The 25,846-nt window shown below is 69.0% G+C and carries 26 protein-coding genes; 7 read left to right on the top strand and 19 right to left on the bottom strand.

Annotated elements, in window-relative coordinates; translation table 11 throughout:
- Positions 1–10 precede the first annotated feature (10 nt).
- From A5736_RS03040 to A5736_RS03020, 5 genes are read left to right on the top strand one after another with little or no spacing between them, the layout of a single operon-like run.
- Positions 11–1,030, top strand: a complete 1,020-nt coding sequence (locus A5736_RS03040) for an alpha/beta hydrolase (protein WP_254848271.1) — start codon at positions 11–13, stop codon at positions 1,028–1,030.
- 4 nt (positions 1,031–1,034) lie between these two features.
- Positions 1,035–2,426, top strand: coding sequence for a mycothione reductase (mtr, locus tag A5736_RS03035; protein WP_076244457.1), 1,392 nt, complete (start codon positions 1,035–1,037; stop codon positions 2,424–2,426).
- 14 nt (positions 2,427–2,440) lie between these two features.
- Positions 2,441–3,523 carry a HoxN/HupN/NixA family nickel/cobalt transporter gene (locus A5736_RS03030; protein WP_076244470.1) on the top strand — a complete coding sequence of 361 codons (1,083 nt, stop codon included), beginning with the start codon at positions 2,441–2,443 and terminating at the stop codon, positions 3,521–3,523.
- A 16-nt stretch (positions 3,524–3,539) separates the two neighbouring features.
- Positions 3,540–4,661, top strand: a complete 1,122-nt coding sequence (locus tag A5736_RS03025; RefSeq protein WP_076244472.1) for an alkaline phosphatase family protein — start codon at positions 3,540–3,542, stop codon at positions 4,659–4,661.
- Between the two features lie 29 nt (positions 4,662–4,690).
- Positions 4,691–5,518, top strand: a complete 828-nt coding sequence (locus tag A5736_RS03020; RefSeq protein ID WP_076244455.1) for an isocitrate lyase/phosphoenolpyruvate mutase family protein — start codon at positions 4,691–4,693, stop codon at positions 5,516–5,518.
- Here A5736_RS03020 and A5736_RS03015 read toward each other — a convergent pair.
- The 13 genes from A5736_RS03015 to dxr form a co-directional block, all read right to left on the bottom strand.
- Entirely contained in the window at positions 5,515–6,291 is a 777-nt protein-coding gene (locus A5736_RS03015) for a 3-oxoacyl-ACP reductase (protein ID WP_175611169.1), read from the bottom strand. The genes A5736_RS03020 and A5736_RS03015 overlap by 4 nt on opposite strands.
- Positions 6,288–7,649: an aldehyde dehydrogenase gene (locus A5736_RS03010; RefSeq protein WP_076244451.1), complete on the bottom strand. Its 1,362-nt coding sequence runs from the start codon at positions 7,647–7,649 to the stop codon at positions 6,288–6,290. The genes A5736_RS03015 and A5736_RS03010 overlap by 4 nt, the downstream gene beginning before the upstream one ends.
- Positions 7,646–8,356, bottom strand: coding sequence for a gamma-glutamyl-gamma-aminobutyrate hydrolase family protein (locus tag A5736_RS03005; protein ID WP_175611168.1), 711 nt, complete (start codon positions 8,354–8,356; stop codon positions 7,646–7,648). The genes A5736_RS03010 and A5736_RS03005 overlap by 4 nt, the downstream gene beginning before the upstream one ends.
- 16 nt (positions 8,357–8,372) lie before the next feature.
- The gene (locus tag A5736_RS03000; protein ID WP_076244449.1) at positions 8,373–9,737 is read right to left on the bottom strand and encodes a glutamine synthetase family protein; all 1,365 of its coding nucleotides are present in this window, start codon (positions 9,735–9,737) and stop codon (positions 8,373–8,375) included.
- 17 nt (positions 9,738–9,754) lie between these two features.
- Positions 9,755–10,309: an alpha/beta hydrolase gene (locus A5736_RS02995; RefSeq protein WP_076244447.1), complete on the bottom strand. Its 555-nt coding sequence runs from the start codon at positions 10,307–10,309 to the stop codon at positions 9,755–9,757.
- 58 nt (positions 10,310–10,367) lie between these two features.
- Positions 10,368–11,870 carry a cobyric acid synthase gene (locus A5736_RS02990; RefSeq protein ID WP_076244446.1) on the bottom strand — a complete coding sequence of 501 codons (1,503 nt, stop codon included), beginning with the start codon at positions 11,868–11,870 and terminating at the stop codon, positions 10,368–10,370.
- 7 nt (positions 11,871–11,877) lie between these two features.
- Positions 11,878–12,735 (bottom strand): type I methionyl aminopeptidase, encoded by an 858-nt coding sequence (gene map, locus A5736_RS02985; protein WP_076063546.1) that lies wholly within the window; start codon positions 12,733–12,735, stop codon positions 11,878–11,880.
- Positions 12,736–12,814: 79 nt separating this feature from the next.
- Complete coding sequence (locus A5736_RS02980; RefSeq protein ID WP_076121964.1) at positions 12,815–13,393, bottom strand: DUF1707 domain-containing protein; 579 nt, start codon at positions 13,391–13,393, stop codon at positions 12,815–12,817.
- Positions 13,394–13,488: 95 nt separating this feature from the next.
- The gene (locus tag A5736_RS02975; protein ID WP_076244444.1) at positions 13,489–15,303 is read right to left on the bottom strand and encodes a penicillin-binding transpeptidase domain-containing protein; all 1,815 of its coding nucleotides are present in this window, start codon (positions 15,301–15,303) and stop codon (positions 13,489–13,491) included.
- Positions 15,304–15,456: 153 nt separating this feature from the next.
- Positions 15,457–16,311, bottom strand: coding sequence for a GNAT family N-acetyltransferase (locus tag A5736_RS02970; RefSeq protein WP_076244443.1), 855 nt, complete (start codon positions 16,309–16,311; stop codon positions 15,457–15,459).
- Between the two features lie 46 nt (positions 16,312–16,357).
- Positions 16,358–17,524, bottom strand: a complete 1,167-nt coding sequence (ispG, locus tag A5736_RS02965; protein ID WP_076063538.1) for a flavodoxin-dependent (E)-4-hydroxy-3-methylbut-2-enyl-diphosphate synthase — start codon at positions 17,522–17,524, stop codon at positions 16,358–16,360.
- An 18-nt stretch (positions 17,525–17,542) separates the two neighbouring features.
- A complete protein-coding gene (locus A5736_RS02960) occupies positions 17,543–18,757 on the bottom strand; it encodes an RIP metalloprotease (RefSeq protein WP_076244441.1) in 1,215 nt (404 codons plus the stop codon).
- A complete protein-coding gene (dxr, locus tag A5736_RS02955; protein ID WP_076244440.1) occupies positions 18,754–19,974 on the bottom strand; it encodes a 1-deoxy-D-xylulose-5-phosphate reductoisomerase in 1,221 nt (406 codons plus the stop codon). Before dxr ends, A5736_RS02960 begins: the two co-directional genes overlap by 4 nt.
- A 92-nt stretch (positions 19,975–20,066) precedes the next feature.
- On the opposite strand from dxr, the gene A5736_RS02950 reads away from it, so the two are divergent.
- The gene (locus A5736_RS02950) at positions 20,067–20,321 is read left to right on the top strand and encodes a DUF2631 domain-containing protein (protein ID WP_076121953.1); all 255 of its coding nucleotides are present in this window, start codon (positions 20,067–20,069) and stop codon (positions 20,319–20,321) included.
- A gap of 15 nt (positions 20,322–20,336) precedes the next feature.
- Here the strand turns inward: A5736_RS02950 and A5736_RS02945 are convergent, their stop codons facing one another.
- From A5736_RS02945 to pyrH, 6 genes are all read right to left on the bottom strand, one after another.
- Positions 20,337–21,203, bottom strand: a complete 867-nt coding sequence (locus A5736_RS02945) for a cytochrome c biogenesis CcdA family protein (RefSeq protein ID WP_076244438.1) — start codon at positions 21,201–21,203, stop codon at positions 20,337–20,339.
- 4 nt (positions 21,204–21,207) lie between these two features.
- Positions 21,208–21,714, bottom strand: coding sequence for a protein disulfide oxidoreductase (locus A5736_RS02940; RefSeq protein ID WP_139333098.1), 507 nt, complete (start codon positions 21,712–21,714; stop codon positions 21,208–21,210).
- 45 nt (positions 21,715–21,759) lie between these two features.
- Complete coding sequence (gene rlmN / locus A5736_RS02935) at positions 21,760–22,863, bottom strand: 23S rRNA (adenine(2503)-C(2))-methyltransferase RlmN (RefSeq protein WP_076121946.1); 1,104 nt, start codon at positions 22,861–22,863, stop codon at positions 21,760–21,762.
- 62 nt (positions 22,864–22,925) lie between these two features.
- Positions 22,926–23,858: a phosphatidate cytidylyltransferase gene (locus tag A5736_RS02930; protein ID WP_076244437.1), complete on the bottom strand. Its 933-nt coding sequence runs from the start codon at positions 23,856–23,858 to the stop codon at positions 22,926–22,928.
- Positions 23,859–23,880: 22 nt separating this feature from the next.
- Positions 23,881–24,438 carry a ribosome recycling factor gene (gene frr, locus A5736_RS02925; protein ID WP_076063527.1) on the bottom strand — a complete coding sequence of 186 codons (558 nt, stop codon included), beginning with the start codon at positions 24,436–24,438 and terminating at the stop codon, positions 23,881–23,883.
- Between the two features lie 27 nt (positions 24,439–24,465).
- Complete coding sequence (gene pyrH, locus A5736_RS02920; RefSeq protein WP_076063525.1) at positions 24,466–25,218, bottom strand: UMP kinase; 753 nt, start codon at positions 25,216–25,218, stop codon at positions 24,466–24,468.
- A 285-nt stretch (positions 25,219–25,503) separates the two neighbouring features.
- Between pyrH and A5736_RS02915 the strand changes: the two genes are divergently transcribed.
- Complete coding sequence (locus tag A5736_RS02915) at positions 25,504–25,746, top strand: CsbD family protein (RefSeq protein ID WP_139333097.1); 243 nt, start codon at positions 25,504–25,506, stop codon at positions 25,744–25,746.
- The last annotated feature ends 100 nt before the right edge of the window (positions 25,747–25,846 follow it).

Here is a 25,846-nt window from a genome sequence, read left to right as displayed (position 1 = left end):
GACTGGCGGGGTGACTGGCTGGGTGGCCGATGTCCTGCCCGGGTATTGGCAGCGCACGCTCCCGCTGGGGCGCGATCCCGCCGGCGAGGGCGATATCGCCGCAACCCTGATCCGGCGCGGCCCCGAGGCACAGGCCGGCCGGGCCGACCACGCGGTGCTCGCGGTGCACGGCTACACCGACTACTTCTTCCACACCGAGCTGGCCGATCACTTCGCCGAGCGGGGTTTCGCGTTCTACGCGCTGGACCTGCAGAAGTGCGGCCGTTCGCATCGCGAGGGCCAGACGCCGCACTTCATCACCGACCTGGCCGCCTACGACGCCGAACTCGAACAGGCGCTGGCCGTCATCAACGAGCGGCAGGAGCGGGCGAAGGTCCTGCTGTACGGCCACTCCCTGGGCGGGCTCATCGTGCCGCTATGGCTGGACCGGATGCGCCGGCGCGGCGCGGCGGCGCACGCCGGCATCGGCGGCCTGGTGCTCAACAGCCCGTTCCTGGACCTGCACGGCCCGGCCATCCTGCGGTTGTTCGTCACCTCCGCGGCGATCGCCGGCCTGTCCCGAGTGCGCGCCAAGGGCGTGATCCGCTCCCCCACCGAAGGTGGTTACGGCACCACCCTGCACCGCGACTACGCCGGCGAGTTCGACTACAACCTCGCGTGGAAACCGTTGGGCGGCTTCCCGATCACCCTGGGATGGCTACACGCGGTCCGCCGCGGCCAGGCCCGGCTGCACCGCGGGCTCGACGTCGGTGTGCCCAATTTGATCCTGCGCTCCGATCACAGCGTGCGCGAAACCAACGATGCGGCGGCCATGCAGCGCGGCGACGCGGTCCTCGACGTCACCCAGATCGCGCGATGGGCGGGCTGCATCGGCAACCGCACCACCATCGTTCCGGTGACCGACGCCAAACACGACGTGTTCTTGTCGCTGCCGGAGCCGCGCCAGGTCGCCTACCGGCAATTGGACCTGTGGCTGGATCGCTACCTCGACTTAAACACCGGCGCGCCGGCGTCGTCCGGGAAGGGATGACAGCGTGGAGACTTACGACATCGCGATCATCGGAACCGGCTCGGGCAACAGCATTCTCGATGAGCGCTACGCGAACAAGCGCGCGGCGATCTGCGAGCAGGGCACCTTCGGAGGCACCTGCCTGAACGTCGGCTGCATCCCGACGAAGATGTTCGTCTACGCCGCCGGGGTCGCCGATGAGATCCGCGGCGCGGCGCGCTACGGCATCGACGCGCACATCGACCGGGTGCGCTGGGACGACATCGTCTCGCGCGTCTTCGGACGGATCGATCCGATCGCGATGAGCGGCGAGGACTATCGCCGCAGCGCACCCAACGTCGACGTGTACCACCAGCACACCCGGTTCGGCCCGGTGCAGCCCGACGGACGCTACCTGTTGCGCACGGACGCGGGCGAGGAATTCGCCGCCGATCAGGTGGTGATCGCGGCGGGATCGCGCCCGGTGGTTCCGCCCGCGATCCTCGCGTCCGGCGTCGAGTACCACACCAGCGACACCGTGATGCGGATCCCCGAGTTGCCCGAGCACGTGGTGATCGTCGGAAGTGGCTTTGTGGCGGCCGAATTCGCGCACGTCTTCTCCGCGTTCGGCGTGCGGGTGACGCTGGTGATCCGGGGCGGGACGATGCTGCGTCATCTCGACGACACCCTGTGCGAAAGGTTCACCCGCATCGCCTCGAGCAAATGGGAACTGCGCACGCACCGCAACGTCGTCGCCGCTTTCAACCGCGGCTCCGGCCCAGGTTCTGGAGTTGAGCTGGAACTCGACGACGGCTCCAAGCTGAGCGCCGACCTGCTGCTGGTGGCGACCGGCCGGTTGTCCAATGCCGATCTGCTGGACGCCGGCCAGGCCGGTGTCGACGTCGAGAACGGCCGGGTGGTGGTCGACGAATACCAACGGACCTCCGCGCGCGGGGTTTTCGCGCTCGGCGACGTCTCGTCTCCGTATCAGCTCAAGCACGTCGCCAACCACGAGGCCCGTGTCGTGCAACGCAACCTGCTGTGCGACTGGGACGACACCGAGTCGATGGCCGTCACCGATCACCGCTACGTGCCGGCGGCGGTGTTCACCGACCCTCAGCTGGCATCGGTCGGGTTGACCGAAAACCAGGCGGTCGCACGCGGATTCGATGTGTCGGTCGCGGTGCAGAGCTACGGTGACGTTGCCTACGGCTGGGCGATGGAGGACACCACCGGCATCGTCAAACTCGTCGCCGAGCGCAACAGCGGATGCCTGCTGGGCGCGCACATCATGGGCCACCAGGCGTCGTCGATCATCCAGCCGCTGATCCAGGCGATGAGCTTCGGGCTCACCGCCCCCGAAATGGCCCGCGGCCAGTACTGGATTCATCCCGCGCTGCCCGAGGTGGTCGAAAACGCGCTACTCGGTCTGTGCTGAGCCGAAAGGACGACATGTCGCGCTGGTCTAGCGTGCGCAGCGCCCTGTCACCCGCGGAGTGGTGGCGACTGGGGTCTATGCTCGCGGTGATCGTGGCCCTGCACCTGGTGGGCTGGGCCACCCTGGTCTTCATCGTTGACCCGGCGCGACTCAGCTTGGGCAGCAAAGCTTTTGGCATCGGCGTCGGGATCACGGCCTACACCCTTGGCATGCGGCACGCCTTCGATGCCGACCACATTGCCGCGATCGACAACACCACCCGCAAGCTGATGAGCGACGGACGGCGCCCCCTTGCCGTCGGGTTCTTCTTCTCGCTGGGGCACTCCACGGTGGTGTTCGTGCTGGCGTTGCTGTTGGCAACCGGCGTGAAGGCCGTCGCCGGGCCCGTCGAGGATGATTCCTCGACGCTGCACCACTACACCGGGCTGATCGGCGCCGGCGTTTCGGGCGTGTTCCTGTATTTGATCGCGATCCTCAACGTCATCGTGTTGGTCGGCATCGTGCGGGTGTTCGCTCGGTTGCGCCGCGGAGACTGCGACCCCGAAACGGGCGCGGCGGAACTCGAACGGCACTTGGAGAACCGCGGGCTGCTCAACCGGCTACTGGGCCGCTTCGCCAAGTCCATCACGAAGTCCTCGCACATGTACCCGGTCGGATTGTTGTTTGGCCTCGGGTTCGACACCGCCACCGAGATCGCGCTGCTGGTGCTGGCGGGCACCAGCGCGGCGGCCGGACTGCCCTGGTACGCCATCTTGTGCCTGCCGGTGTTGTTCACCGCCGGCATGTGCCTGCTGGACACCCTCGACGGCTCGTTCATGAACTTCGCCTACGGCTGGGCCTTTTCGCGACCGGCGCGCAAGATCTACTACAACATCACGGTCACCGGGCTGTCGGTCGCGGTCGCGCTGCTGATCGGCAGCATCGAACTGCTCGGTCTGTTCGCGGGCCAGCTGGGATGGCGGGGCCCGTTCTGGGAATGGCTGGGCGGCCTCGACCTCAACACCGTCGGCTTCGTCGTCGTCGGCATGTTCGCGCTCACGTGGGCCGGCGCCGTGCTGGTCTGGCGCTATGGCCGCCTCGACGAGAAGTGGGCATAGGGAAATGGGCTCAAGCGTGCCCGGTTCGATCTGCGATGTGCTGCCCGCCGCGGCCGCACTGCTCGGCGCCCCGGGCGCGGTCGACGCCCTGGGTCTCACCGAACCCGTTGGCCCGGTCGATCGCGTCGCGGTGGTGCTGGTCGACGGCCTGGGCTGGCACCTGCTGCCCGAGTTGGCATGCAGCGCACCGCTGCTCGCCTCGGTGGTCGCCGGCCACACGGGGCGTCTCAGCGAGCTCGCCTGCACCTTCCCGTCGACCACCCCGAGCAGCCTGGTGTCGCTGGGCACCGGGGCCCAGCCGGGACAGCACGGCATCCTCGGTTTCACGCTCAACGTGCCCGGCACCGACCGGGTGCTCACCCACATCGTGTGGCGCGACGACCCGCCGCACGACGTCTGGCAGCCGCTGCCCACCTGGTTCGCGCGGCTGCAGCGCTCCGGCATCAGCGCGCGCGCCGTGCTGCCGGCGGCTTTTATCGGCAGCGGCCTGACCGACGCCGCGTATGGCGGGGCCGACTTCCGGCCCACACAGCCCTCCGACGACTACGCCCTAAGGCTGGGCGACGAGCTGGCGGCCGCGCCCGGGCTGGTCTACGGCTATACCGCCCATCTGGACACCGCGGCCCATGTGTTCGGCATCGGCTCGCCACAATGGCACGAAGCGGCGGCGCGTGTCGATGCGCTGCTGACCCGCCTGGTCGAGACGCTGCCCCCCGACGCGGCGCTGCTGGTGACCGCCGACCACGGCGGCCTCAACGTCCCGCCGGAAGCGCGCGTCGACCTCGACACCGACCCGCGCCTGGCCGAGGGGGTGCGGGTGGTCGCCGGCGAGCCGCGGGTGCGCTACCTGCACACCGAGCCCGGCGCTGCGGACGGCGTGCGGTCCACCTGGAGCGAAGTGCTCGACGGCTGGGCCAAGGTCTACAGCCGCGAGGAGGCGGTGGCGACGGGCATGTACGGCCCGGTCAATCCGGCACACCTGGCACGAATCGGCGACGTCGTCGTCGTCTGCACCGGCAATACCGCGGTGCTGGCCACCGGGCACGAGCCGGTGGAGACGGCTCGCCTCATCGGTTTTCACGGCGGCGCGACACAGGCCGAAACGGCCATTCCGCTGATCACCTTCACAACCGGCTAGCTGTCGGAGGCCAGTGCTAGACCGTAGGTATGGATAGCACCGATCGCGGCGAACGGTTCCGGCAACTGCACACCGGCGACGAGGTGCTCGTGCTCCCGAATCCCTGGGACATCGGCACCGCTCGCTTGTTCGCCAATCTCGGATTCCACGCGCTGGCGACGACCAGTGCCGGCCTCGCGTTCTCGTTGGGCCGGCGCGACGGCGACGGCGCGGTCAGCCGGGACGAGACGCTCGAACACGTGCGCACGATCGTCGACGCGACGCCCCTGCCCGTGACCGCGGATCTGGAGAACGGCTTCGGGGAATCGCCCGAGACGGTGGCGGAGACGATCCGGCTGGCGGGTGAGATCGGCCTGGCCGGGGCGTCCATCGAAGACGCGACATACGACCCCGACGAGCCCATCTTCGCCCGCGAACTGGCGATCGAACGAATACAGGCCGCCGCGGAGGCCGCCCGCGCGCTGCCCTATCCCTTCACGTTGACCGCTCGCTCGGAGAACTTCATCCGGGGCCGTCCCGACGTCGACGACACCCTGTCGAGGCTGCGGGCATTCGAGGCCGCCGGCGCCGACGTGCTGTACGCGCCGGGCCTGCCCGACGAATCGGCGCTCCGCGCGGCGTGCAGCAGCGTCACGAAACCGTTGAACTACGTGGCCGGCTTCGGGCGGAACCGATTCACCCTCGCCCAGCTCAAGGACTTCGGCGTGCGCCGGGTGAGCATCGGCACCTCGTTCTGCCGCGCCGGGTTGAGCGCCGTCCTTCGAGCCGCGCGCGAGGTGCTGGAGAAAGGGTCGTTCGGCTATGTCGAGGGCATTGGTTCCGTGGCCGATTTCAACGAGCTCATCGATCCCGCCTAGAGCGGCGTGACGTAGGCGGAGCTGATGCCGCCGTCGACCAAGAACGTCGACGCGGTGATGAAGGACGCGTCGTCGCTGGCCAAAAACGCGACCGCGGAAGCGATTTCGTCGGGTTCGGCGAAGCGGCCCAGCGGCACGTGCACCAGCCGGCGCGCGGCGCGCTCGGGGTCCTTGGCGAAAAGCTCGGCGAGCAGCGGGGTGTTGACCGGTCCCGGGCACAGCGCGTTGACGCGGATGCCCTGCCGGGCGAACTGCACGCCCAGCTCCCGCGACATCGCCAGCACCCCGCCCTTGGAGGCGGTATAGGAGATCTGCGAAGTCGCCGAGCCGAGCACCGCGACGAACGACGCGGTGTTGATGATCGAACCGCTGCCCGCGGGCACCATGTGGCGCAACGCCGCCCGGCAGCACAGGTACACCGATTTGAGGTTGACGTCTTGGACTCGCTGCCACGCCAGCAGCTCGGTGTTCTCGATCAGGTCGTCCTCGGGCGGCGAGATGCCGGCGTTGTTGAATGCGATGTCGACCGAGCCGTAGGTTGCCGCCGCGGTGTCGAACAGCGCGTTGACGGCGTCCTCGTCGGAAACGTCAACGGCCACAAACAAACCCGAAACCTCCTCGGCGGCCGCGGCGCCGGCGTCCCGGTCGAGGTCGCCCACGACGATGGTCGCGCCCTCGGCGTGCATCCGGCGCGCCGCGGCCAGGCCGATGCCGCCGCCGCCCCCCGTGACCACCGCCACCCGGCCCGCGAGCCGTCGGGTCAGGTCCATCAGCTCTCCTCCTTGATCGCGATGAACACGTTCTTGGTTTCGGTGAAGTGCAGCGGCGCGTCCGGGCCGAGCTCACGCCCCAGCCCCGACTGCTTGAATCCCCCGAATGGGGTGTTGTAGCGCACCGACGAGTGCGAATTCACCGACAGGTTGCCGGATTCGACCCCGCGCGATACCCGCAGCGCGCGGGACAGGTCGTCGCTCCAGATCGATCCCGACAGGCCGTACGCCGTATCGTTGGCCAGCGTGACGGCGTCGTGCTCGTCGTCGAAGGGCAGCACGGTGACGACCGGGCCGAAGATCTCGTCGGTGACGCTGCGGTCGGTGCGCTGCGGGGTCAGAACCGTTGGCGGAAACCAGAATCCGCGCCCGGTGGGGGCGCTGCCACGAAACGCGACGGGGGCGTCGTCGGGCACATAGGAGGCGACCTTGTCGCGGTGCGCCGCCGATACCAGCGGGCCCATCTCGGTGTCGCGGGACGTGGGGTCACCGACCACCACCCCTTGCACCGCGGGCTCGAGCAACTCCATGAAGCGGTCATAAACGCTGCGCTGCACCAGGATCCGGCTGCGGGCACAGCAATCCTGACCGGCGTTGTCGAACACCCCGGCCGGTGCGGTCGCCGCGGCGCGCTCCAGGTCGCAGTCGGCGAAGACGATGTTCGCGCTTTTCCCACCGAGTTCCAGGGTCACCCGCTTGACGTGGCTGGCCGCGGCGGCCATCACCTTCTTGCCGACCTCGGTGGACCCGGTGAACACGATCTTGCGAATGTCGGGGTGGGTGACGAAGCGCTCCCCAACCACCGCGCCCTTCCCCGGCAGCACCTGCAGCAGGTCCTTGTCCAACCCGGCTTCGAGCGCCAGCTCGCCGAGCCGGATCGTGGTCAGCGGCGTCCACTCGGCCGGTTTGACCAGCACGGCGTTGCCCGCGGCCAAGGCCGGCGCGAAGCCCCAGGACGCGATCATCATCGGGAAGTTCCACGGCGTGATCACCCCGACGACGCCCAGCGGTTCGTTGAAGGTGACATCGAGGCCGCCGGCCACGGGAATCTGCTTGCCGGACAACCGTTCCGGGCTGGCGGCATAGTACGTCAACACGTCGCGGACGTGGGCCGCTTCCCATTCGGCCGACGCGATGGGGTGACCCGAGTTGGCGACCTCGAGCGCAGCCAGCTCGTCGAGATGGGCGTCGACCACCGCGGCGAAGGCGCGCAGCCCGGCCGCACGTTCGGCCGGCGGCAACCGCGCCCAGCGGCGTTGGGCCGCCCGCGCCCGGCCCACCGCGTCGTCGACCGCGGCGGCATCGGCGTGCTGCACCGAGCGCAGCACTTCCTCGGTGGCGGGGTTGATCAGTTGAGTCATCGGCCGTCCGCATAGGACCGCGCGGCGTCGACGACCGCCTTGAACAGCCGCAGGTCACTCAGGGTCTGCTCCGGATGCCACTGCACCGCGAGGACGAAGTGGTCGCCGGGCAGCTCCAACCCCTCGACGACGCCGTCGGCGTCCCACGCGCTGACCACCAGGGGATGACCCACCTTGTCGATGGCTTGATGGTGATAGCACGACGCGTCGGTGGACTCCCCCATCAGCGCGGCCAGCCGCGTCCCCGGCACCGTCCGCACCGGCAGCGTGGTGAACACGGCGTTGCCGGCCCGATGCCCATCGTGGCCGAGCACGTCGGGCAGGTGCTGGTGCAGCGTGCCGCCGAACGCGACGTTGAGCACCTGCGCGCCGCGGCAGATGCCGAGCACCGGGAGCGCTCGGTCCAGCGCGCCCCGCAACAGCGCGAGCTCCCACGCGTCGCGCACGGTGCGCGGCTGGTCGGTGGTCGGATGCGGCGGCTGTCCATAGGCGGCGGGGTCGAGATCGTAACCGCCGGTGATCACCAAGGCGTCCAGGCTGTCCAGCGCCGCGCTTACGGCATCGGCGTCGGCCGGCTGCGGCGGCAGCAACGCGGCGACCCCACCGGCATCGATGACGCCTTGGAAGTAGTCAGCGGGCAAATAGCCGGCCGGGACATCCCAGATACCCGCCTGCACCCGCTCCAGATAGGTGGTCAGACCCACCACCGGTCGTCTGGGTCGTCTAGAGGCGTTCAAAACCGCGCACCCTCTCCCAGTCGGTGACCGCCGCGTTGAACGCCGCCACCTCCACGCGCGCGTTGTTGAGGTAGTGCGTCACCACGTCGTCGCCGAACGCCTCGCGCGCCAGCGCCGAGGCTTCGAACAACGCGGCGGCCTCGGCCAGCGTGGCGGGCAGCCGGTGCGCGTCGGGGTCCTCGTAGGCGTTGCCCGCGCACGGATCGGGTAGCTCCAGGCCTCGCTCGATGCCGGACAGGCCACCGGCGATGAGCGCCGCCACCGCGAGGTATTGGTTGACGTCGCCGCCCGCGACCCGGCATTCGACCCGGATGTTGCGGCCGTGGCCGACGACCCGCAGCGCGCAGGTGCGGTTGTCCAGCCCCCACGCCAGCGCGGTGGGCGCGAAACTGCCGTCGGCAAATCGCTTGTAGGAGTTGATGTTCGGGGCGAAGAACAACGTGAGTTCGCGCAGCGTGGCCAACTGGCCGGCGACGAAACTGCGAAACGTCGACGACATGCCGTGCGGCCCGGAGTCGTCGGCGAACACCGCTTTACCTTTTTCAGGCCCGTCCTCGGCTCGCAGCGAAAGATGGATGTGACAGCTATTGCCTTCGCGCTCATCGTATTTCGCCATAAACGTCAGGCTCTGGGAATGCTGGTCGGCGATTTCCTTGGCGCCGTTCTTGTAGACGGCGTGGTTGTCACAGGTCACCAGCGCCTCGTCGTAACGGAAGCCGATCTCCTGCTGCCCCCTGTTGCATTCGCCCTTGACGGCCTCGAACCGCAGGCCCGCCCCCTGCATGCCCGACCGAATGTCGTGCAGCAGCGGCTCCATCCGCGACGACGCCAATATCGCGTAGTCGATGTTGTAATCGCTGGCCGGGGTCAGCCCGCGGTAGCCGCCGGCCCAGGCCTCGCGATAGGACTGGTCGAACACGATGAACTCCAGCTCGGTCGCGACATCGGCGACCAGTCCGCGCTTACCCAGCCGGTCCAGCTGACGGCGCAGCACGGCGCGGGGCGAGGCGGCGACCGCGCTGCCGTCGGCCCAGCACAGGTCCGCGAGGACCAGCGCCGTGGCGGGCAGCCAGGGCACCAGTCGCAGCGTGGTCAGGTCGGGCATCATCACCATGTCGCCGTATCCGGTCTCCCAGCTCGACATCGCGTAACCGGGCACGGTGTTCATTTCGACATCCACGGCGAGCAGGTAGCTGCAGCACTCGGCGCCGTGGGCGGCAACCTCGTCGAGGAAGAGCCGGGCCGCGATCCGCTTGCCGACGAGCCGGCCCTGCATATCGGTGAAGGCCACGATGACCGTGTCCACCTCATCGATCCCGACCAGCTGGTCCAGCGCGGCCACGGACAACATGCGCGAATCCGGACCGGCTACCAGGTGCTGGCGCGCAACACGATCTCGGCGGCCAACTGCGCGGTCGACTCCTGCGCGTTGCGCCGCCCGAGCAGATCCACCGTGCGGTATTCGGCATACACAAAGCGCTGGCTGTTGCGGGCCACCGACCGCCCGCCCGGGGAGCTGACCAGAACGGTGGTGCCGATCTCCACCGGCGGGCAGTGTTCGTCGCGAATGACCCCGCTGGGGTCGGGCACCCGCGGATGCCCGCGGTCGATGACGACCAGGCCGGTGAACCGGCCCAACTTGGTCGCCGCGAGTTCCCACGCCAGGTCGGCACCCGCACGGTCGCCGACCACCACGGCCCAACCGATGCCCAGCGCGTCGAGGATTCCGACCACCGACTTGGGCGTCAGCCGCGGATCGAGGCCGACGACGACCGTGCGCAGCGAAGCGGTGTGCAGACGCTCGCACACGGCGTCATACGCGGCGGGCGTCCGCTGTGCGTCGCCGAGTATGACGACGACGACGCCCTTATCGGGACCGGCTACGCCAACAGGAACGGGAAACCCGTCGAGTGTGGTCATCATCGAGGGCACTCCCGCACGCTACAGGGAAGCGGCCGGTGTGCGCGAGGCTTGTGCGGCGCTACGGCCGCAGCGCGCTTGCGATGTGCGGTCGCCGCGGCGGGGGCCCGTCGAGCAGGCCGAGGACGGCATCGACGTCGAGGTGGGACGCGACCAGCCCGGCGATCACATCCAATTGGGCATCGCGGCGTGCGGTGACGTCGGTGTCGGGGCAACCCACGAATCCGCCGCGACCGGCGGCGTCGGCGACGCGGGTCAACCACGCGCGCCGGAAGTCGTCGTTGTCGAGCAGCCCGTGCCAGTGCGTGCCGAACACCGCGCCGCGCACGATGCCCTGTGGTTGGGAGTCCGCATCGAACCAGGTGTCCTCGTCGCACCGCGACAGCCGCCCGTGATGGATCTCGTACCCGGCCAGCGGCCGCTGCCAGCGGCGCAGCGTCTTGGTCCGGTCGAACGCGATGTCGGCGTCCAACAGCCCCAGGCCGGCAACCTCCCCGGCGCCGGATTCCACCGTGTCCTCGATGCGCCGGCACAGCATCTGCGAGCCGCCGCAGATGCCCAGCACCGGCTTGCCGGCCCCGGCGTGGCGGGTGATCGCGGCGGCCAGGCCCCGATCGCGCAGCCAGGTCAGGTCGGCGACGGTGGCCTTGCTGCCAGGCAGCACGATCAGGTCGGTGTCCACCAGGTCGGCCGGGTCGGTGACCCAGCGCACCAGCACGCCGGGCTCGCACGCCAGCGCCTCGACGTCGGTGGAATTGGAGATCCTGGGCAGCCGGACCGCGGCCACCCGCAGCCACTGGCTGCCGTGGGGCGGCGCCGGCGTGCCGACGACGCGATGGGCGACCACCGACAGCGAGTCCTCGGCGTCCAGCCAGAGCTCGTCGGTGTAGGGCAGCACCCCGTAGGTCGGGCGGCCGGTCAGGGCGAGCAGCTGCCGCAGCCCGGGTTCCAGCAACGCCGGGTCGCCGCGGAATTTGTTGACGATGAACCCCGCGATCAGCGCCTGGTCGTCGGGTTCGAGCACGGCGACCGTGCCGAACAGATGGGCCAGCAGGCCGCCGCGGTCGATGTCGCCGACCAGGACCACCGGCAGGTTCGCGGCCCTGGCCAGGCCCATGTTGGCCAAATCCGTTGCGCGCAGGTTAATTTCGGCCGGTGAGCCTGCGCCCTCGCAGATCACCGCGTCGAATTCGTCACGCAGGCAGGACAACTCGTCGGCGACGATGCCGGCGAGCCGGTCGCGATGTTCGATGTAGCCGGCCGCGCTGACGGATTCGGCCACCTGCCCGCGGATCACGAGCTGCGACGTGCGGTCGCCGCCCGGTTTGAGCAGGATCGGGTTGAACCGCACGCTGGGCTCCAGCCCCGCCGCCCGCGCCTGGATCGCCTGGGCCCGGCCGATCTCGCCGCCCTCGGCCGTGACGACCGAGTTGTTGGACATGTTCTGCGCCTTGAACGGCGCGACCCGGATCCCCTTGCGCGCCAGCAGCCGGCACAGGCCCGCGACCACCATGGATTTCCCGGCGTCGGAGCTGGTGCCGGCGACGAGCAGCGCGCCGTTCAACGGGTCCTTACACCTGGGTCAGGATTTCGGCGCCGGTGTCGGTGACCAGCAGAGTGTGCTCGAACTGCGCGGTCCACTTGCGGTCTTTGGTGACCACCGTCCAGCCGTCGTCCCAGATCTCGTAGTCCAGGCCGCCGAGGTTGATCATCGGTTCGATCGTGAACGTCATGCCCTGCTGGATTTCCGTCGTGATCGAGGGCTGGTCGTAGTGCAACACCACCAGGCCGTTGTGAAACGTGGTGCCGATGCCGTGCCCGGTGAAGTCGCGAACCACGTTGTACCCGAACCGATTTGCGTAGGCCTCGATGACACGGCCGACGACCGACAGCGCACGCCCCGGCTTGACGGCGTTGATCGCCCGCATCGTCGCCTCCTTGGTGCGCTCGACGAGCAGCCGGTGCTCCTCGGAGACGTCGCCGGCCAGGAACGTCGCGTTGGTGTCGCCGTGCACACCGTCGATGTAGGCGGTGACATCGATGTTGACGATGTCGCCATCGGCGATCACCGTCGAGTCGGGGATGCCGTGGCAGATGACCTCGTTGAGCGACGTGCAGCACGACTTCGGGAATCCCTTGTAGCCCAGAGTCGATGGGTAGGCACCGTTGTCGACCATGTACTCGTGCGCGATGCGGTCCAGCTCGTCGGTCGTCACCCCGGGCGCGACCGCCTTACCCGCCTCGGCGAGCGCGCCGGCCGCGATCCGTCCGGCGACGCGCATCTTCTCGATTACCTCCGGCGTTTGCACCCACGGCTCGGTGCCCTCCTTGGCGGTCGCCTTGCCGACGTATTCCGGACGCGGGATGCGATTGGGCACCGGCAGCGTCGGGGACAACACTCCGGGGGAAAGCGCGGTGCGAGCGGGCATGCAGCCAGCTTAACGAGGCTCATTCGGCGGTGCGTTCAACGAGCCGCCTGCAAATAAGCACACTCGCGAATTCGGCTCGCTAGCGACGCCGCAGCAGCGAACGGCGCGGCCCGCGGATGATCACCGAACCGCACGTCACCCGGCCGGTCAGGACCACGTGCGGCGACCCCTCGGCCGGCGCGTCCCTGCGCCGGTCGGCGGCGCTGCCCACGTAGACCTCGACGTCGTCGATCGAGGCGCTGGCGCCGTCGGGTAGCCGCAGGTCCAGGGAGCCGAACTTCATGTCGAGTTCGATGACCACCACCGGCCCGGCGAACCGCGCCCGGGTGAGATCGAGGTCGATCGATCCCAGGCGGCGCACCAGCGCCAGGCGGGTGGGCACCATCCATTCGCCGTGCCGCTTCAGGGAACCGGCCCAGCCCCGCAGCTCCACCCGGTCGGCCGCGGAGGTGACGATGGCACCCGGCCCGGGCAGGTCGCCAACGAGCTCGTCGAGCTCATGACGGGTGCGCGCGTAGGACACCCGCGACGAGCGCTGTTCGAACTCGCCGATGTCGATCAGCCCGAGCGCGACGGCGTTGTGCAGGCGCCGCATGGTTCCGTTGCGGTCGGCGTCGGAGACACGCAACGTGACCATGTCGGGGCCGGTATCCGTCATGTTCGCAATTTACCGCTGTTGCGGCGGCGCGGACCCGGCGCGGGTTGCGATCGCAAGCGCGGCGTAGCCGGGCGCAGTGGGTCGCCACCATCGGGTTAGGCGAGGAAGTCCCGCGGCAGTGACTCGAACATCACCTTGGTCATCCGGACCGCGTATTCGGAGCTGCCGCCCCCGACGATCAGCGAGGCGAACGCCAGATCGCCACGGTAGCCGGCGAACCAGGAATGCGATCCGCCCGGAAACTCGGCTTCACCGGTCTTCCCGTACACCTCGCCGCAACAGCCGGCGATCTCCTTGGCGGTGCCGTTGGTCACCACCAGCCGCATCATGGGCCGCAGCGCGTCGACCATCTTCGGGCTGATCGGGGTGTTGTCGCCGTCGACCGCCGTCTGCCGTCCGGCGATCAGCTGCGGCACGGGCGTCCTGCCGGCGGCGACCGTGGCCGCGACCAGGGCCATGCCGAACGGACTGGCCAGCACCTTGCCCTGGCCGAACCCGTCCTCGGTGCGCTCGGCCAGGTCCACCGTCGGCGGCACCGACCCGGTGACCGTGGTGATGCCGTCCACCTGGTAGTCGAGCCCGATCCCGTAGCGGGTGGCCGCCTGCGTCAGGCCACGGGGCGGCATCCTGCTGCTCAGCTCGGCAAATGTGGTGTTGCACGAACTGGCGAACGCTCGTGACATCGGCACCACGCCGAGGTCGAAGCCGCCGTAGTTGGGGATGGTGCGGTGCCCGATGTCGATGCGGCCGGGGCAGCCCAGCATCGTGTTGGGGGTGGCCATGTCGCGCTCGATGGCCGCTCCAGCGGTGACCATCTTGAATGTCGATCCGGGCGGGAACAGGCCGGTGGTGGCGATCAGGCCGTCGGCGTCGGCCGCGCCGTTCTGCGCGATCGCGAGGATCTCCCCCGTCGACGGCTTGATCACGACCATCATCGCCTTGCCGCCGCGGGTGTCGACCGCGTGCTGGGCCGCGTTCTGCACCGCCCGGTCCAGGGTGATCGACACCGACGGCGCCGGCGTGCCCTCGACCTCGTGCAGCACGGCGACGTCGACGTTGTTCTGGTTGACGCTGACCACCCGCCAGCCCGCCTGACCGTTGAGCTGGTCGATGACGGCCTTCTTCACCTGGCTGATGACCGCGGGTGCGAAATGCGGGTCGGTGGGCAGCATGTCGGCCTGCGGCGTGATCACGATCCCCGGCAGCTTGCCGATCAGCGGGAAGATCTTGTCGTTGTCGGCGGGTTGCAGCGTCACCAGGTCGACCGGCTGGGTCGCCGAGCTGGCTTGCTCGGCCAGCAACTGCGGGTCGGTCAGCGAATCGTTCAGGGGCCGTAGCACATCGACGATCGCGTGCGCCGTCCCGATGAGGCCGGGCCCGGCCTGGGTGGCGTCCAGCGTGTAGTGGTACAGGTAGCCCGGCGCCAGCACGTCGCTGCCTCCGAGTTCATTCACCGAGGCGCGCCGCGGCGCGTCGGCGCGCAAGGCGAACGTCTGATGCTCACCCAGCTTGGGATGCAGCCCGTTGGCGGCCCAGCGGACCTCCCAGCGACCCTCGTCGCGAGCCATCTTCAGCTGTCCGTCATACGTCCAGATTCGGTTCTTGGGCAGGTGCCAGCTGAACCGGTAGTCGACCGTGCCGGTGTCCTCGGCGTACTTCGAGGACAGCACCTGCGCGTCGAGGTGTGTTGCTTGCAGCCCGGCCCACGCGGCGTTCAACGCTTCACGGGCTTCGTTGGGGTTGTCGCTGAGCTGGGCGGCCGACGCGGTGTCCCCGATGGACAGCGCGTGGAAGAACTTCTCGGCGGCCGGGCCCGGGCCGTCGGGCCGCGGCGTGCACCCGGACATGGCGATCACCGCGACGAGCAGCACGCCAGAAACCAATGGGGTCAATGTGGTTTTTGTTGCCATCGGTACAGATGTTAAAGCGAGGGCCTCCACACCGGCGCCGACACACCGAGACCCAACCGTTACGTGGTGCTGAGCGCCCGGTCCCCATGCCGAACGTGCGGCCAGCCGCACGTTGGGTGCCGAACGTGCGGCCAGCCGCACGCTCGCATACAGCTAGTCCAGCAGCACGGTCGCGAAGGTGCCGACCTCGACGAAGCCCACCCGGGCGTAGGCCGCACGGGCCACCGCGTTGAAGTTGTTCACGTAGAGGCTGGCGATCCGCCCGCCGCCGACGATCACGGCGGCCACCATTGCGGTGCCGGCGGTGCCGATCCCCAGGCCGCGCCACTCGGGGTGCACCCATACCCCCTGAATCTGGCCGACGCCCGGGGACTGCGATCCCACTTCGGCCTTGAACACGACCTCACCGTGCTCGAAGCGCGCCCACGCGCGTCCCGCCGCGATCAGGCTGGCCACCCGGCGGCGGTAGCCGCGACCGCCGTCACCGAGCCGCGGGTCGACGCCCACTTCGCCGATGAACATGTCGACGGCGGCCACCAGATACGCGTCCAGTTCCTCCGGGCGGACCTGACGTACCTCGGTGTCGATCTCGCAGCTCGGGTGCGTCGTCAACGCCATCAGCGGTTGGTGGTCGCGGACATCGCGCGCGGGACCCCACGCCGACTCGAGCCGTTCCCACATCGGCATCACCAGGCCGGCCCTGCCGACCAGGGACGAACAACGCCGCGTCCCGCTCATCGCCTCGTCGGCGAACGCGGCCAGATCGGCCGGCCCGCCGCGCAGCGGGATCAGGTTGGCCCCGGCGAAGCACAGCGACTCCTCCACGCCGCGGCGGGTCCACAGCTCGCCGCCGATCGAGTTGGGGTCGATGCCGTGATCCGCCACGCGCGCCGCGACCATGCACGACCCGACCGGGTCCTCTTCGAAGACCCGCCACACCGCGGCGGCGTCACGCACCACGGACACCCGCCGGTCGCCGATGAGGCGAAAGATGGGCGGAGCCGACATCTGGCGAACTCTCTGTGGTGCGGACCGAAGGCCGGTAGGGCCCCTATCAGCTTACGGTCACAATAGGCGAACCGCTCGCGGTTGTGTCCGGTCCGTGATCGCTGTTGTTCTCGGACGCGAGCCGCATGGCCTCTTCGATCAGCGTCTCGACGATCTGCGCTTCGGGCACGGTCTTGATGACTTCGCCGCGAACGAAGATCTGGCCCTTGCCATTTCCCGACGCGACGCCGAGGTCGGCTTCGCGGGCCTCCCCCGGCCCGTTGACGACGCAGCCCATCACGGCGACCCGCAGCGGCACGTCGAGACCGTCCAAACCGGCGGTGACTTCGTTCGCCAGGGTGTAGACGTCGACCTGCGCGCGCCCGCACGATGGGCACGACACGATCTCCAGCGAACGCGGCCGCAGGTTCAGCGACTCGAGAATCTGGATGCCGACCTTGACTTCCTCCACGGGCGGCGCCGACAGCGATACCCGGATGGTGTCGCCGATGCCCCGCGACAGCAGCGCACCGAAGGCGACGGCGGACTTGATGGTGCCCTGGAAGGCGGGGCCGGCCTCGGTGACGCCGAGGTGCAGCGGGTAGTCGCACTGCGCGGCCAGCTGCTCGTACGCGGCGACCATCACGACTGGGTCGTTGTGCTTGACGCTGATCTTGATGTCGCCGAAGCCGTGCTCCTCGAACAGGGAGGCCTCCCACAGCGCCGACTCGACCAGCGCCTCGGGCGTGGCCTTGCCGTACTTCTCCATGAACCGCTTGTCCAGCGAGCCGGCGTTGACCCCGATGCGGATGGGAATGCCCGCCGCGCCGGCGGCCTTGGCGACCTCGCCCACCCGGCCGTCGAATTCCTTGATGTTGCCCGGGTTTACCCGCACGGCGGCACAGCCCGCGTCGATGGCGGCGAAGATGTACTTCGGCTGGAAGTGGATGTCCGCGATCACCGGGATCTGGCTGTGTCGGGCGATCTCGGCCAGCGCGTCGGCATCCTCCTGCCGCGGGCAGGCCACACGGACGATGTCGCAGCCGGCCGCGGTCAACTCGGCGATCTGCTGCAGGGTGGTGTTGACGTCATGGGTCTTGGTGGTGCACATCGACTGCACCGAAATCGGATTGTCGCTGCCGACCCCGACGTCGCCCACCATCAGTTGCCGCGTCTTGCGGCGCGGGGCGAGCGTGGGCGCCGGCGCGTCCGGCATGCCCAGGCCAACGGTCACGTGTATGCCTTCTCTCTACTACTGGAAGATCCGGATCGGGTTGACCACATCGGCTGTCACCGTCAGCAGCATGTAGCCGACCACGAACACCAGGACCACGTATGTCGCGGGCATCAGCTTGAGATAGTTCACCGGCGCGGCCGCGACCATGCCGCGGGCGGATCGGATGCTGTTGCGGATCTTTTCGAACACCGCGATCGCGATGTGGCCGCCGTCGAAGGGCAGCAACGGCACCAGGTTGATCGCGCCCAGGATGAGGTTCAGCTGGGCCAGGAAGAACCAGAACGCCACCCACAGCCCGTGGTCGACGGTGTCGCCGCCGACGATGCTGGCGCCGACGACGCTCATCGGTGTCTGCGGGTCACGCTGTCCGCCGCCGATGGCATGCACCAGCGCACCGACTTTCGTGGGTATCGCGAGCAGCGCCTTACCCACCTCGGCGGTGAGGTCGCCGGTGAAGGTGAAGGTGGCGGGTATCGCGGAGAGCACGCCGTAGTGCGCGGGCGCGGACTTGACGGCGCCCACCCCGATCGCGCCCACCGTCGAGGCCTGGGGTTGGCCGCCCTGCCCGTTGGTCAAGAAGCGTTGGGTGGGCGTCACGTCGACGTAGGTGGTGATGGTGGTGCCACCTCGCTCGACGACGACCGGAACGGTGCCGTGCAATTTGCGCACCGCGGCGGCCATGTCCTCGAAGTTGGCCACCGGGGTGTCCCCGACCTTCACGACGACGTCGCCGGCGCGGATGCCGGCCAGCGCCGCCGGCCCGGGCCCGATGCAGGCGCCGATCTTGCCCGGCGCCGTTTCCGGTGCGACACAAGCGGTTTCGCCGACGACGGCCCGGGTGGGCGGGTGCAGGTTGGGCAGCCCCCACACCAGTGCGATGCCGTAGATCAGCACGAGGCAGATGACGAAGTTCATGCCCGGGCCGGCGAACAGCACGGCGACACGCTTCCAGGTCGCCTGCTTGTACATGGCGCGGTCGGCCTCGTCGGGCGCCAGATCCTCGACCGGGGTCATGCCGGCGATGTCGCAGAAGCCGCCCAGCGGCGCGGCCTTGACGCCGTACTGGGTCTCGCCGCGCCGCGTCGACCACAAGGTGGGGCCGAAGCCGACGAAAAACCGGCGCACCTTCATGCCGGTGGCGCGCGCGACCCACATGTGGCCGCATTCGTGCAGGGCCACCGAGATCAGGATGGCGAGCGCGAACAGCGCAATGCCGATTGCGAACATCATCGGGCTGCTAGGACCTTTCTGACTGCGCGCTGCGCTCGCTCACGTGCCCAGCGCTGCGCGTCTAGTACGTCATCCACGGTAGCGGGTACCTCGCCCAAGTGGGGGGCCCATTGGTCCGCGGCGTGTAGCACGTCGGCGATCGTTCTCACGATGGCGGGGAAGCCGATCCGGCCGTCGAGAAACGCCTCGGCGGCCTCTTCGTTGGCCGCGTTGTAGACGGCGGGCATGCAGCCGCCGGTCGTCCCGGCGTGCCGGGCCAGCTCGACGGCCGGGAAGACGGCGCTGTCCAGCGGCTCGAATTCCCAGGTCGAAGCGGTGGTGAAATCGCAGGCGAGCGCGGCGCCGCCGACTCGTCGGGGCCAGCCCAACGCCAGCGAAATCGGCAGCTTCATGTCCGGGGGGCTGGCCTGGGCGATGGTCGAGCCGTCGACGAACGTGACCATCGAATGAACGATCGACTGGGGGTGCACCACGACCTCGATGCGGTCGTAGGGGATGCCGAACAGCAGGTGGGTCTCGATGAGTTCGAGTCCCTTGTTGACCAGCGACGCCGAGTTCAGCGTGTTCATCGGGCCCATCGACCAGGTCGGGTGGGCGCCGGCCTGCTCGGTGGTGACGGCCTCGAGGTCGGCGGCGGCCCAGCCGCGGAAGGGTCCGCCGGAGGCGGTGAGCACCAGCTTGGCGACCTCGTCGGGGTCGCCCCCGCGCAGGCACTGGGCCAGCGCGGAGTGCTCGGAGTCGACGGGCACGATCTGACCCGGTCGGGCCGCCCGCACGACCAGGGGCCCGCCGGCGACCAGCGATTCCTTGTTGGCCAGTGCCAGGCGCGCGCCCGACGCCAGCGCGGCCAGTGTCGGCCGCAGGCCCAAGGCCCCGACCAGCGCGTTGAGTACGACGTCGGCCTCGGTCTCCTCGACCAGCCGGGTGACCGCGTCGGGACCGCTGTAGGGGATGTGCCCGACTTCCTGGGCGGCACGCTCGGCCGCGCGATCGTCGGCGATCGCGATGTTGGTGACCCCGGTCTCGGCGCGCTGGCGCAGCAGCGTGTCCACGTTCGCGCCCCCGGCGGCCAGCCCCACCACCTCGAAGCGCTCCGGATTTGCGGCGATTACTTCCAGCGCCTGGGTGCCGATCGAGCCGGTACTGCCCAGCACCAGCACCCGCAGGCGGCCCTGGGCGTTTCCGTCGGTCGCTGAGGCGGTTGCCGGGTCGGTCACCCATTCATTGTGCCCCGCGCCCCGATGCCCGCGGGTCCTCGCGTATGCCAGAATCTCGGTTAAACCGATCCGATCCGAAAGGGAAAATCGCCGTGGCCAGTACCGAGGTGGAGCACTTCAACGGCGTCGACCCCGCCGAGGTGCCGTCGGCGGCGTGGGGGTGGAGCCGGATCAACCACCGCACCTGGCACGGCGTCGGGATATTCGCGGTCCTATTCCTGCTGGCGATGCTGCGCGGCAACCACGTCGGTCACGTCGAGAACTGGTACCTGATCGGGTTTGCCGCACTGACGCTCGTCGTTCTGGTGCGCGATCTGTGGGGCCGCCGGCGCGGCTGGATCAGGTAGGGCCGGGAAAGGGTTTCAGCGCCGCGCCCGCCGGTACCAGGCGCCGACGAGCGCGCCGGCGAGCAGCACGAACAGCGCGGCGACCCAGGGCCATCCGCCATGCTGGTGCACCCAGCCGGCCAGCAGTCCCTGCAGGCGCCCGGCCGCGCCGATCACCGCGTCGTGCGGATTCGCCCGGCCGTTGAATAACCGGAGCTCGTAGACGCCGTAGTAGGCCACGTACAGACCGACCACCACCAGCAGAGCTCCACCGATCCGGTTGACGAACGGCAGGATTCGCCGAATCCGGTCGGCCAACGCCGAACCGCCGATGGCCGCGGCGACGGCGAGCACGCCGACCACCGCGGTGAGGCCCGCGACGTAGGCCACATAGATCGCCACACCGTTGAGGATCGATCCACCCCGAAAGCCCGCGCCGGTGACCGCCAGGAACGGACCGACGGTGCACGACAGCGAGGCGATCGCATAGCTGACGCCGTACCCGTACATGCCCACCAGCCACGACCCCTGCCGCGCGTTCGGCGCCCACCGCGGGCCCATCGCGCGCGCCGTCAACTCCCGACCGGACAACAGCCAAACCCCAAGGGCGACAAGCACAACGCCGATCACGACCGTCCCGTAGGGCAGGTAGCGCTGCACCGTCGCGGCCGCCGATATGGTCAGCGCCCCGAACACGCCGAACACCGTCACGAAGCCGAGCGCCATCCCGGCGGTGGCCACTACTGCGCGGCCGATCGGCGGCCATGGCCCCAGCGACCGTGCAGCGGGTCGCTGCCCGCGCACCACCAGAAGTAGGTACGCGGGCAGCATCGCAAACCCGCACGGGTTGAGGGCCGCAACCAATCCGGCGGCGAAGGCCAGACCAATGAGGCCCTGGTTCACCGGGTCAGTGCGTCAGCGCGGCCACGCGGCCCGCCAGCTCGTCCTGTGGCATGGCCGCCGTCGGGTTGTTGACGAATGTCGAGCTGCCGTCGGCCCGATAGAACACATAGGCCGGCTGCCAGGGCACGTTGTACCGGGCCCAGATCGCACCGTCGGCGTCGTTGAGATTGGGGAAGTTCAAGTTGTACTTGGACACGAAGTTCTGCATCGCGCCGACATCCGAGTGGGCGGCGATGCCGACGAAGGCGACTCCGGGATTGGCGGCGGCCACCTGGCCGACGCCGGGAGCTTCGGCGTTGCAGAACGGACACCACGGCGTCCAGAACCACAGCACCGCCGGCCTGCCCTGCAGGCTGGCGCCGTTGAACGGCGCACCGCTGAGGGTCGTTGCGCTGAACTGCAGGCGCTCGTCGGCGGCCTTCGCGTGCGGCGCCTCGGCCAGGCCGAATATCAATGCGGCGGCAAAAACCGCTGCGGCAAACAATCTGAGCGGGGACAACAGGCGAATCATGGCACACCTCATTTGCTGGTTTATGTCTTAAAGACGCGCGAGGGGTCAGCGCGGTTCAGGCTGCGCGGCGAGCTGACCGCACGCGGCGCTGATCTCTCGGCCCCGGGTGTCTCGCACGGTGCATGACACTCCTTTCGCTCGGATCCGCCGGACAAACTCGCGCTCGACGGCCTTCGGGCTGGCGTCCCAATCGCTGCCCGGCGTCGGGTTGAGCGGAATGAGGTTCACGTGCACCAGCGGCCCAAGAGCCCGATGCAGCCGCTTGCCGAGCAGGTCGGCTCGCCAGGGCTGGTCGTTGACGTCGCGGATCAGCGCGTACTCGACCGATACCCGCCGCCCGGTGGCATCGGCGTAGTGCCGGGCCGCGTCGAGGGCCTCGCCGATCTTCCAGCGGTTGTTGACCGGCACCAGCGTGTCGCGCAGCTCGTCGTCGGGCGCGTGCAGCGACAACGCCAGCGTGACCCCCAGCCCCTCGTCGGCGAGCTTGCGGATCGCGGGAACCAGACCCACCGTCGACACCGTCACCGATCGGGCCGAGATGCCGAAGCCGTGCGGCGGCGCCTCGACGATGCGCCGCACCGCGGCCAGCACCCTGGCGTAGTTCGCCAGCGGCTCACCCATGCCCATGAAGACGACGTTCGACAGCCGCTGGTCGCCGAAGTCGTCGCGCAGCGCCGCCGCGCCCGCACGCACCTGCTCGAGGATCTCGCCGGTGGACAGGTTGCGCGTCAGCCCGCCCTGACCCGTCGCGCAGAACGGGCACGCCATGCCGCAGCCGGCCTGCGACGAAATGCATAGCGTGTTGCGCTGCGGATAGCGCATCAGAACCGACTCGATCGTGGCGCCATCGATGGCCCGCCACAACGTCTTTCGTGTCTGGCCGGCATCGCAGGTGACCTCGGTGACCGCGGTGAGCAGCTTCGGGAACATCGTCTCGGCGACCCGGTCCCGCACGGCCGCCGGCAGGTCGGTCATCTGTCGCGGGTCGGCGAGCAAGCGGCCGTAGTACTGGTGCGCGAGCTGCTTGGCCCGAAACGCCGGCAAGCCCAGCTCCGCGACCGCCGACGCGCGGCCGGCCGCGTCGAGGTCGGCCAGGTGCCGTGGCGGCCTGCTCGGCCGGGGCTCGTCGAAAACCAGCTGTTGGACCATGATCTGTCCAGTATCGGCCACGCCGCGGGCTCCGGAACCTGGGGAAGCACCCAGGAAAGCGCCTAGGGAAGCAACGTAAGCACGGCCCAGGCCGCGGCGGCCGACGGGAGCACGCCGTCGAGGCGATCCATCAGGCCGCCGTGACCGGGCAGCAGCCGGCCCATGTCCTTGATGCCGAGGTCGCGCTTGACCTGCGACTCCACCAGGTCGCCGAGGGTGCAGGTCAGCACCAGGAGAACGCCCAGCAGCGCGCCGATCCACCACGCTTTGCCGGCCAGGAACGTCACGGACAGGGTCGCGGCGGTAATGCCGCAGACCAGCGAGCCGGCCAGCCCCTCCCAGGATTTCTTCGGGCTGATCGCCGGGACCATCGGGTGCTTCCCGAACAGCACCCCCACGGCGTACCCGCCCACGTCGGAGGCGACGACGGTCGCCATCAGGCAGAACACGCGTCCCGCGCCTTCCTTCGGGTGGTAGACCAGCAGCGCGGCGAACGAGGCGAACAGCGGCACCCAGACGGCCAGGAAGATCGTGGCCGACGCGTCCCGAAGGTAATGCGACGACGGCGGACCCGCGGACTGATCGTGGGGCCTGCTCTTGTCGTGCATGAACAGCCGCCAGAACATGCAGACCACCACCATGGCGCCGAAGCCGGCCAACGCGCCCCGGGCGCCGTACGGCCACGTCAGCCAGACGGTGGCCTGGCCGCCAACCAGGAGCGGAATGACCGGAATGACATAGCCGGCCTCGCGCAGCCGCCGCACCACCTCATGGCTGGAGAGCAGAATCGCCCCGGCGCACAGCACCACCCAGTAGCGCGGCGCGAAGAAGAGGGTCCCGACGACGAGCCCACCGGTGAACAGCCCCACCGCGATCGCCGCGGGCAGGTCGCGGCCGGCCCGGGACGTCTTCTTCGCCGCCTGCGGGAGGGTGTTGTGTGTCCGACGCACCGGCTCGTCGCGCGGGGTGCCTGCGCCGGCGTAGTTGGATGACACGGGGTTCGTTGCTGAGCGGCCGCTAGACCTCCAGCAGCTCGCCTTCTTTGTGCTTGACCAGCTCATCGATCTGGGTGACGTACTGATGGGTGGTCTTGTCCAAATCCTTTTCGGCGCGGCCCACCTCGTCCTCGCCGGCCTCGCCGTCCTTTCGGATGCGGTGCAGCTCTTCCATCGCCTTGCGGCGGATGTTGCGCACCGACACCCGGGCTTCCTCCCCCTTGTGCTTGGCCTGCTTGACCAGCTCGCGGCGGCGCTCCTCGGTGAGCTGCGGCACGGCCACCCGGATCAGGGTGCCGTCATTGGTGGGGTTGACCCCGAGGTCGGAGTTGCGGATCGCGGTCTCGATGGCGTGCAGCTGATTGGCCTCGTAGGGCTTGATGACCACGAGCCGGGCCTCGGGGACGTTGATGCTCGCCAGCTGCGTGATCGGCGTGTTGGTGCCGTAGTAGTCGATGACGATCCGGTTGAACATCCCCGGGTTGGCGCGGCCGGTTCGGATGGTTGACAAGTCGTCGCGAGCTACGGATACGGCCTTCTCCATTTTCTCTTCCGCGTCGAAGAGAGCCTCGTCAATCATCTGCGCCGCTCCTCATTTCTGCGCCCCTCAAGTGGTGACCAGCGTTCCGATCTTCTCACCAGCGACCGCCCGGGCGATATTGCCACTGGTCAGCAGGTTGAACACCAGGATCGGCATGCCATTGTCCATGCACAGGCTGAAGGCAGTGGCGTCGGCCACGCGCAGCCCGCGGTCGATGACCTCGCGGTGGCTGATCGCGGTGAGCAGCTCGGCGTCCGGGTTCTGCCGCGGGTCCTCCGAGAACACCCCGTCGACCGCCTTGGCCATCAAGACGACTTCCGCGCCGACCTCCAGCGCCCGCTGCGCGGCGGTGGTGTCCGTGGAGAAGTACGGCAGCCCCATGCCGGCGCCGAAGATCACCACCCTGCCCTTCTCCAGGTGGCGCACGGCGCGCAACGGCAGGTACGGCTCGGCCACCTGGCCCATCGTGATCGCGGTCTGGACCCGGGTCACGATGCCTTCCTTCTCCAGGAAGTCTTGCAGCGCAAGGCTATTCATCACGGTGCCGAGCATGCCCATGTAGTCCGACCGGGTGCGCTCCATGCCGCGCTGCTGAAGCTGCGCGCCGCGGAAGAAGTTGCCGCCACCGATCACGACGGCGACCTGCACCCCGTCGCGAACGACCTCCGCGATCTGGCGGGCCACCTGTGCCACGACGTCGGGATCCAGGCCCACCTGCCCGCCGCCGAACATCTCGCCACCGAGCTTGAGCAACACTCTCGAATACTTCGATCGGCCCATCGGTACACCGTTGGCGCTGGTTGGCTCGGGGTCCGTCATCACACTCCTCGCATGACAGTGCCATCCCGGACGACCTCACCCGGAACGGCATTTCACATCCTGCCTCATCGCAGCACAATCCGGCATGGGCGGGGTGCATTATCTGCTCGGTTGCCCGCACGAGCGATGTTTGAGCATCCTGCGGCATGGGGAATCCGCATCCTTGCGGGCGAAATCGAGGTCTTGAGAATAAGGACTGGACCCGCGCTGACCGGGCCGACCGTTTGTGGATCGGCATTGGGCGTGAATCGCCCAAATAAGTACGCCACTGAGGAGGAATCATTCATGGCGGACACCAACAAATCCGGACCTGCCGAAGCCGTCAAGGGCGTCGTCGAGGACGCCAAGGGACGCGTCAAGGAGGCCGTCGGAGCCGTATCGGGTCGAGATGACCTCACCCGCGAGGGCCAGGCCCAGCAGGACAAGGCCGAGGCGCAGCGCAACGCGGCCAAGAAGGAGGCCGAGGCCGAGGCGGCGCGCGGCAGCGCGCAGGTGGCCGAGGAACGGCAGAAGTCCAACCAGAACTAGCGGCTTGTTTCCGCGGATGGGTCCGGCCCGGCCTCACGGGCCGGGCCCGTCGTCTTTCTCCGGGCGCTCACCATTGCCGCCCGGCCGGGAAATTAAGGTG

The sequence above is a fragment of the Mycobacterium sp. SP-6446 genome, assembly GCF_001954045.1.
Lineage (GTDB): Bacteria > Actinomycetota > Actinomycetes > Mycobacteriales > Mycobacteriaceae > Mycobacterium.
This window is presented reverse-complemented; position numbering and strand designations above follow the sequence as displayed.

Bases quoted from the DNA above. Each gene is read 5' to 3' on its own strand.
- A5736_RS03030 (WP_076244470.1), top strand. From the start codon at position 2,441: ATGTCGCGCTGGTCTAGCGTGCGCAGCGCCCTGTCACCCGCGGAGTGG.
- A5736_RS03020 (WP_076244455.1), top strand. From the start codon at position 4,691: ATGGATAGCACCGATCGCGGCGAACGGTTCCGGCAACTGCACACCGGC.
- A5736_RS03010 (WP_076244451.1), bottom strand. From the start codon at position 7,649: ATGACTCAACTGATCAACCCCGCCACCGAGGAAGTGCTGCGCTCGGTG.
- A5736_RS03000 (WP_076244449.1), bottom strand. From the start codon at position 9,737: ATGTTGTCCGTGGCCGCGCTGGACCAGCTGGTCGGGATCGATGAGGTG.
- A5736_RS02995 (WP_076244447.1), bottom strand. From the start codon at position 10,309: ATGATGACCACACTCGACGGGTTTCCCGTTCCTGTTGGCGTAGCCGGT.
- map (WP_076063546.1), bottom strand. From the start codon at position 12,735: ATGCCCGCTCGCACCGCGCTTTCCCCCGGAGTGTTGTCCCCGACGCTG.
- A5736_RS02980 (WP_076121964.1), bottom strand. From the start codon at position 13,393: ATGACGGATACCGGCCCCGACATGGTCACGTTGCGTGTCTCCGACGCC.
- A5736_RS02975 (WP_076244444.1), bottom strand. From the start codon at position 15,303: ATGGCAACAAAAACCACATTGACCCCATTGGTTTCTGGCGTGCTGCTC.
- A5736_RS02970 (WP_076244443.1), bottom strand. From the start codon at position 16,311: ATGTCGGCTCCGCCCATCTTTCGCCTCATCGGCGACCGGCGGGTGTCC.
- A5736_RS02960 (WP_076244441.1), bottom strand. From the start codon at position 18,757: ATGATGTTCGCAATCGGCATTGCGCTGTTCGCGCTCGCCATCCTGATC.
- A5736_RS02940 (WP_139333098.1), bottom strand. From the start codon at position 21,714: ATGATTCGCCTGTTGTCCCCGCTCAGATTGTTTGCCGCAGCGGTTTTT.
- rlmN (WP_076121946.1), bottom strand. From the start codon at position 22,863: ATGGTCCAACAGCTGGTTTTCGACGAGCCCCGGCCGAGCAGGCCGCCA.
- frr (WP_076063527.1), bottom strand. From the start codon at position 24,438: ATGATTGACGAGGCTCTCTTCGACGCGGAAGAGAAAATGGAGAAGGCC.
- pyrH (WP_076063525.1), bottom strand. From the start codon at position 25,218: ATGACGGACCCCGAGCCAACCAGCGCCAACGGTGTACCGATGGGCCGA.
- A5736_RS02915 (WP_139333097.1), top strand. From the start codon at position 25,504: ATGGCGGACACCAACAAATCCGGACCTGCCGAAGCCGTCAAGGGCGTC.